Genomic DNA, 7,073 nt, shown 5'->3' on the forward strand with positions numbered 1-7,073 from the left:
TTCGGTGCGGGCGACGGCGGGGTGGGCGGGCCCTTTTTCTGCGGGGGGGGTGGGTTTTCTAGACCGGGGGGGGGGTTTGTTTTTTCCCGGGGGTGTTTTGGGCGGGTTTCCAGGGTGTATCCCGGCAATATGCGTGCCGGAAATGGTGGGTGGTGTACCGGAAATGCCGGGGCGGTGTGTTCAGCGGCCGGGGTGGGTGCGGGGGCGGACGTGTTCGAAGATGAGGATTGTTTCGGTGCGGGCGACGGCGGGGTGGGCGCTCAGGTTCTCGAGGACGAACAGGCGCAGGCCCTCGGTGTCGGCGGTGGCGACGTGGACGAGGAAGTCGTCGGCGCCGGCGATGAAGTACACGTTGAGCACCTCGCCGAGGGCGGCCAGCTGTTCGCCGAACTCGGCGAGGTGCTTGCGCGCGTTGGCCTGGACCCGCACCGAGACCATCGCCTGCAGGCTGCGGCCCAGCGCCGCCGGATCGATATCGGCGTGGAAGCCGCGGACGACCCCGCGCTCCACCAGCGACCGCACCCGGCCCAGGCAGGTCGACGGCGCGATGCCCGCGGCGGCCGCCAGGGCATTGTTCGGCATCCGGCCGTCGCGGGCCAGCTCGTCGAGCAGGATCCGGTCGACGTCGTCGAGCGGAACGGCCGGTGTCGGCGCCGGACGCGCCGGTCGATCGGTCTTTCGCACAAGACCCACCGTATCGAACAAAATTCGGCGAATGTCCGGATCGGCCGTCATTCGGGCAGGCGGCCCGAACCCCTACGCGTACCCCTCGTTGCACACGATGATCACCTGGGATTCCGCGGTGAGGCCGGGCAGGCGGTGGTCGCTCGTGGGATCCAGCCGCCAGTCCAGGTGGATGCGTTCCATGACCACCGAGCCGGGAATCTCGCCCTCGGCGGCCCGGTTCGCGTGCGGGCGGATGTCCACGATCAGCGCGCCGTCGTCCTGCAGCGCCGCCGCTTCCTGCGGGTCGACGCGGAACAGTTGGGCCCGCGCCTTGGCCAGCCGGTCATCGATGGAACTCATGGGCTGTGCATCCTCTCATATGCCCGCGAAGTCCGTCAGGTCCCGGTACTCGCGGACCGGGCGCAGCGGCGGCGAGTAGGCGTGCACCGATGCGGCCGGGCGGTTGCTGTGATTGCGCAGGTGATGCGCGCGCTGCGGGCCGAAGGCGACGGTGTCGCCCGCCGTCCAGTGCGCCTGCCGGACCGGACCGCCCGCGTGCCGGTACTCCTCGTCCAGCTCGCCGATGGTGACGGTGAACGAGCCCGACGCCCCGCCGTGGTCGTGCGGCTCGGTCCCCTGGCCCGGGCCCCACGACAGCAGCCACAGCTCCACGCCCATGGTCAAGGCCAGCCGGGCCCACCAGCGCTGCCCGGTATCGAAGCGGACCAGGTCCAGCAGCGGCGTCGCCAGCTCGACGGCGACCGTACCCGTCAGCTCGTGTAATTCGGCGGGGGACCACAGCGTTCGTCCCGGGTGCACGGCCTCGTGCAGCAGCGGGACGTCGACGCCGGGGTGAATGTCCTTGGCATGCTTCAGGTTCACCGGGAGCGACGTGGTCATGATCGGATTGTCCGTCACCGCGGCGCCGGTGCCACCGGACAGGATCAGCGTGAGCGAAACTCGGTGTCGGGCGGCGGCCGCAGCGCGGCAAGCATTGCGCTCAGGCCGATCGAGACGGCAGACACCGCAACCGATTCCGCCTACGGTCACCACAGCCTCCTGGCTCGTGTTCGGACGTTAGGAAAATCCAATGTTGTTCGCCCGCAACGGTCGTCGCGGACGTCTCCGCGTGCTGTCGGCCGCGCTGCTCACCGTCACGCTGCTCGCGGGCGCGTGCGGCACCGACGACCCCGAGACCGAGGTGCGCACCGCCGACGGCCGGAGTTTCGACCTCTCCCCGGAGCAGCCCGGCCGGGTGCACGCGGAGAAGGTGGACGCCATCGCGGCCAAGGTGCCGCAGGCCATCCGGGATCGGGGCACGCTGATCGTCACGGGGTCGGCGACCACCGGGCCGCCGCTGCGGTTCACCGCCTCCGACGACCGGACCTACATCGGCTCCGAGGTCGACTTCGCGAACCTGGTCGCCGACATCCTCGGGCTGCGGCTCGAGATCCGCACCGCGGACTGGGCGCAGAACTTCGTGGCCGTGGACTCCGGTGCGGTGGACGCGTTCATCTCCAACGTCACCGTCACCGAGGAGCGCAAGGAGAAGTACGACTTCGCCACCTACCGGCTCGACAATGTGGCGCTGGAGGTGCCCAAGGACAGCGCCTGGGAGTACAGGGACCGGAAATCGCTGGCGGGCAAGCGCATCGGCGTCGGCAGCGGCACCAATCAGGAGCAGCTGCTGGTGCAGTGGAACGAGCGCAATGCCGCCGAGGGGTTGCCGCGCATCGACATCGCCTACTACCAGCAGACCACCGACTACTACCTGGCGCTGTCGTCGCACCGCATCGACGGCTTCCTGGGTCCCAATCCGGTGGCGGTGTACCACGCCGAGACCGCGGGGCAGACGAAGATCCTCACCACCTACTCCGGCGCCGGTGATGCGCTGCAGGCCGAGATCGCCGTGCTGACCCGCAAGGACAACGGCCTGATCGGCCCGGTGCACGAGGCGCTGCAGTACGCCGTCGAGCACGGCGCCTATCAGCAGGTGCTCGCCCGCTGGGGCCTGCAGAGCGAGGCGGTGCGGGCCTCGCAGATCAATCCGCCGGGCCTGCCGAAGAAGCAGCCGTGACCTATCGGGAGAACACGTTGAAACGACCAGTAGCCCTGCTCGGCACCCTCGCCGCGGCCGCGACGCTCGCGGCATGCGGCTCCGGCGCGGGCCCCGAGGGCCCGGCGGGGCCGCCGCAGCCGGGCGGCACGCTGCGCTACGGCCTGTCGCTCGCGCCGACGTGTTCGGATCCGGCCCAGGCGGGCACCAACCAAACCCTGTACGTCACAAGGCAGATCGTCGACTCGCTGACCGATCAGCATCCGGATACCGGGGCCGTCACGCCGTGGCTGGCGCAGAGCTGGGAGGTGAGCCCGGATGCGAAGGTGTTCACGTTCCACCTGCGGCCGGGTGTGACGTTCAGCGACGGCACCGCGGTGACCGCCACGGCCGTGCAGAAGAATTTCGACGCGATCGTCCGCACGCTCACCGGGGCGAAGGCGCCGCTGGCGGCGAGCTATCTGGCGGGGTACATCGGGACGGCCGCGCCGGATCCGCTGACCGCGCGGGTGGAGTTCGACCGCCCGAATGCGCAATTCCTGCAGGCCTCCTCGACGCCGCAGCTGGGCATCCTCGCCGAGGCGACGACGGCGAAATCGGCCGATGAACGCTGCCTGGGCGACAATATCGGCAGCGGCCCGTTCACCTACGCCGAGTACCGGCAGGGATCCTCGGCGACGCTCGCCAAGCGCGCCGGATATTCCTGGGGCTCACCGGTTTTCGCACACCGAGGGGAGGCGTACCTGGACCGCATCGAGTTCCGGGTGGTGCCGGAGTCCGGTGTGCGCTCGGGGAGCCTGTCCTCCGATCAGCTCGACGCGATCAGCGATGCGCTGCCGCAGGACGCGCCGCAGATCGAGGCCACCGGCGGAACGGTGCAGGTCACCTCGAATCCGGGGCTGCCGTTCGGAATTCAGCCCAATGTCACCCGCGGGCCGCTGCGGGATCCGGCCGTGCGCACCGCGTTGGAGAGGGCGGTGGACCGTCAGGAGCTGGTGGATACCGTGCTCGGCCCGCAGTTCCGGGCGGCGGACGGCGCACTGGCCTCGAAAACGCCCGCGCACGTGGATCTTTCGACGCAGATCGGTTACGACGCCGACACCGCCCGGCGCGTTCTCGACCAGGCCGGGTGGGTACCGGGGAGCGACGGGATCCGCGCCAAGGACGGCGTCCGGCTGTCGTTCGGCATCCTGTTCTCGCGGGCCTTCGCCGGAAATCAGGCGATTCTGGAGCTGATTCAGCAGCAGTTGCGCAAGGTGGGGGCCGACGTGCGGCTCGAGGTCGCGGCCGACGCGGAGTACACGGCCCGGCAGAACAGCAAGGACTACGATTCGCTGTACTACAACCTCACCCGTGCCGACGGCGACATTCTGCGCACCCAGTTCGGGCTGGCCGACCGCAATCTCAATGCGCGCGGCCCGATTCCGCCGCTGGATCAGGCGCTGTCGGACCAGTTGCAGGCGGCCGACCCCGCCGCCCGGGCCCAGCTGATCGGCCGGGCCCAGCAGCTGGTGATCGACAACGGCCTGTACATCCCGACCATCGAGCTGTCCCAGGCGATCGGAGTATCGAACAAGGTGCGGGACTTGAAGTTCGAGGCCTCGGGGCGTCTCCAGTTCTACGACGCCTGGCTCAGGAAATAGACCTGCTCGCCCTTCGTCCCCGGCCTGCCCACTCCCTTCGTCCCCGGCATGCTTTTGGCCGGGGCCTACCGCAGCTCGAACCCCTGATCGTTGAACGTCTTCCGGATGCCCTGGCGGCCGTGCAGGCTCTCCTTGGTCGAGATGCGGCCCGCCAGGCGGTTTTTCACCCAGTCCGCGGGGAGTTCCTGTTCGCGGTAGTAGGTGTTGATGCGTTCCAGGTAGTCGTCGACATCCGCCGCGGTGGGCGGGGTGTAGGTGTTGCGGTGCACGACCACGCTCTGGCCGTAGCGGGGTTTGATGTCGGCGGGATCGTCCGGGTCGGGAATGCCGATGGCCAGCCCGTAGACGGGAAAGGTCCATTCGGGCAGCCGCAGCGCCTCGATGACGGCGTCGATGTTGTTGCGCAGGGCCCCGACGAAAGTGATTCCGTAACCGAGGGATTCGGCGGCCACCGCGGCGTTCTGGGCCGACAGGGTGACGTCGACGACGCTGGAGATCGCGCTGTCGAGGTAGGAGGTGGCCTCGATGGTGTGGCCGTGCTCGGTGGCGATCGCGACATTGCGCGACCAGTCGGCGATCCAGACCAGGAAGACCGCGGCATCGCGGATCAGCTGCTGCCCACCGGCCAACCCCGCCAGGCGATCCCGCAGCGCGGGATCGTCGACGACGACCACGCTGGTGAACTGGAAGTTCGCCGAGGTCGACGCGGACTGCGCCGCGGCGACGATCAACCGCAGCTCGGTCTCACTCACCGTGCCGGGCAGATAGCGGCGCACGGTGCGGTGCCGCAGCAGCACCTCGAGCGTCGGGTTGTCCACGCCGTCGGCCCGCGGTGCGGCGGCACCGTAGCGCTTGTCCAGCTGCTCCTGCAGCACGTTCGAAATCACTTCGGTCACAAGGAATCCTATTCGGCGGGTGGTTCGGCGAAACTCGGGGGAAGGTCCGGGGTGCGGGTGAACTGAGCGGCGGCGTGGCGGTAGCCCGTCCAGTCGGAGGCGTCCCACCAGGCGCGCAGGACGAAGACGAGCTTGGGGTTGTGCTCCTCGTCCTCGAGCCGGGCGCGCCGGGCGGTGACGTCGAATTCGTCCAGGGCGTGGGCGGTGCGACCGGATTCGCGGCCCGCATACAGGGCGTCGAGTTCGCGGAGCTTCGCGGCGGCCGGGAACTTGCGTTCGGCCGCGGTGATGATGCGCGCCCCGGCCCAGTAGAGGTCGTAAATCTCCGTCGTGGCCTCCGCTGAGCCGAGCGCATCGGCGATCACCTCGAGCGCGAACAGCGACGTAATCAGGTGCAGCACAACGAAATCACCCGGCTGCGCGAGATACAGCAGAGTGACCGCCCGCCGGACCTGCTCGCGGCGCTCGGCCTGCGGCAGGTTGTGAATCCACGCCGGAGTGTCGGCCAGATCGGCGATGCCCGTGACGGCGACACCCGCGACCCGGGCCTGCAGACCGGAACGATTCAGCTCGGGGTGCAACTCGGTGAAGGCGTCGGTGTCGTCGACAACGGACTCGACCGCATCGCGGAAGCGGGTGTCGCCGGACCACCGCTCGCTGAGCCGAATCAGCGATTCCAGCGGATCGGCGGCATCGGCGTCCGGCCCGGGCCCGCGCTGCTCGCCGACGGTGCGAACGAACGAGAAGGCCAGGTAGGCAAGGGCTTCCGCGGCGAGTCCCGGATGGTCGGCCCAGATCGCCCAGCCGAGGTGGATGGCGGCGTGGGTGAAGGCGCCGATCCAGCCCCGCAGTAGTTCGGGGGCGTACTCGGCGACCGCCCCGGCGATGCCCCGTGCGTCCACCTCGCCGTCGAAGAAGGTGAGATAGGCGTCGAAATGGACACGCTGCCCGAGGAATTCGCGCCAGTTGCCCGCGTCGATCACCTGCGTGGACGGGCGCCGAGGTTCCAGCGGGAACCCGTACGGCGTCAGGTGGGCGTAGTCGCGGTAGTACTCGCGAATGCGCTGCTCGGAGGCTCCGATCGCGGCCAGCGCCACCACCGCGTGCTTGACGTGGTTGGTGAGGTGGCCGTTGAACTCGATGTGGTGGGTGCGATCGTCGAGCAGATCCGACACGCTGTCGAGAACCTTGGTGGTCATGGGGTGTGCCTCCCGTCGTCGGCGAAATCCTTGTCCGCGTGCGTCTTCGGTGCGCCGCCGACGGTCAGGGCGACCAGCGCCTGCGCCACCGCGGTCGCCAGCAGCGCGCCCAGCGGCAGCGCCCAGCCGTCGCCGAGCTGCCGGAACAACCCGATCACATACGGCCCGATCCCCGCGATGACGTAGCCGACGCCCTGCACCGCGCCCGACAGTTCCACCGCCTGCGCCGCGGTGCCCGCGCGCACGGTGATCACGGTGAGGGCCAGCGAGAACACCGCCAGCCCGGTGCCGAGCACCAGCGACCACAGCAGCGGCGCGGCGGCCGGGGCGACCAGGAAGGCGAGCACGCCCAGCACGGTGAACAGGCTGAAGCCCGCGAGCCAGCGCTGCGGCCGCGCCGAGCGCGCCACCAGGGGCGGCACTGTCAGGCTGAGCGGCACGCCGAGGAAGGTCAGCAGCCCGAGGTACCCCCCGGCGGCCGACGCGCTGACCCCCGCATCCTGCAGCACCGACGGCAACCACCCCATCACCACGAACGCCACCAGCGCCTGCAGCCCGAAAAACACTGCGAGACCGACGGTTCGGGTGTTCCGCAAGATCGTGACCGGGTTCG

The 7,073-nt window shown here is 69.6% G+C and carries 8 protein-coding genes; 2 read left to right on the forward strand and 6 right to left on the reverse strand.

Going from position 1 to position 7,073, the window contains the following annotated elements:
• Window positions 1–180 precede the first annotated feature (180 nt).
• From QH290_RS06820 to QH290_RS06830, 3 genes are all read right to left on the reverse strand, one after another.
• Window positions 181–684, reverse strand: coding sequence for an Lrp/AsnC family transcriptional regulator (locus tag QH290_RS06820; RefSeq protein WP_280267385.1), 504 nt, complete (start codon window positions 682–684; stop codon window positions 181–183).
• Window positions 685–756: 72 nt separating this feature from the next.
• On the reverse strand, window positions 757–1,026 hold the full coding sequence (locus tag QH290_RS06825) for a rhodanese-like domain-containing protein (protein WP_280382284.1): 270 nt from the start codon (window positions 1,024–1,026) through the stop codon (window positions 757–759).
• Between the two features lie 15 nt (window positions 1,027–1,041).
• The gene (locus QH290_RS06830) at window positions 1,042–1,566 is read right to left on the reverse strand and encodes a cysteine dioxygenase (RefSeq protein WP_280267383.1); all 525 of its coding nucleotides are present in this window, start codon (window positions 1,564–1,566) and stop codon (window positions 1,042–1,044) included.
• 190 nt (window positions 1,567–1,756) lie between these two features.
• Here QH290_RS06830 and QH290_RS06835 point away from each other — a divergent pair, with 190 nt between their 5' ends.
• Both QH290_RS06835 and QH290_RS06840 read left to right on the forward strand, forming a co-directional pair.
• On the forward strand, window positions 1,757–2,743 hold the full coding sequence (locus QH290_RS06835) for an ABC transporter substrate-binding protein (RefSeq protein ID WP_280267382.1): 987 nt from the start codon (window positions 1,757–1,759) through the stop codon (window positions 2,741–2,743).
• Between the two features lie 17 nt (window positions 2,744–2,760).
• The gene (locus QH290_RS06840; protein ID WP_280267381.1) at window positions 2,761–4,365 is read left to right on the forward strand and encodes an ABC transporter substrate-binding protein; all 1,605 of its coding nucleotides are present in this window, start codon (window positions 2,761–2,763) and stop codon (window positions 4,363–4,365) included.
• 65 nt (window positions 4,366–4,430) lie between these two features.
• Here the strand turns inward: QH290_RS06840 and QH290_RS06845 are convergent, their stop codons facing one another.
• From QH290_RS06845 to QH290_RS06855, 3 genes are all read right to left on the reverse strand, one after another.
• Window positions 4,431–5,261, reverse strand: a complete 831-nt coding sequence (locus tag QH290_RS06845) for a nitroreductase family protein (RefSeq protein WP_280267380.1) — start codon at window positions 5,259–5,261, stop codon at window positions 4,431–4,433.
• An 8-nt stretch (window positions 5,262–5,269) separates the two neighbouring features.
• Window positions 5,270–6,460 carry a questin oxidase family protein gene (locus QH290_RS06850; RefSeq protein WP_280382285.1) on the reverse strand — a complete coding sequence of 397 codons (1,191 nt, stop codon included), beginning with the start codon at window positions 6,458–6,460 and terminating at the stop codon, window positions 5,270–5,272.
• Window positions 6,457–7,073: MFS transporter (locus tag QH290_RS06855; RefSeq protein ID WP_483244244.1), on the reverse strand; the 617-nt coding region annotated here is incomplete at its 5' end. The genes QH290_RS06850 and QH290_RS06855, both read right to left, overlap by 4 nt.

The sequence above is a fragment of the Nocardia wallacei genome (assembly GCF_029869545.1).
GTDB classification, from domain to species: domain Bacteria; phylum Actinomycetota; class Actinomycetes; order Mycobacteriales; family Mycobacteriaceae; genus Nocardia; species Nocardia wallacei_A.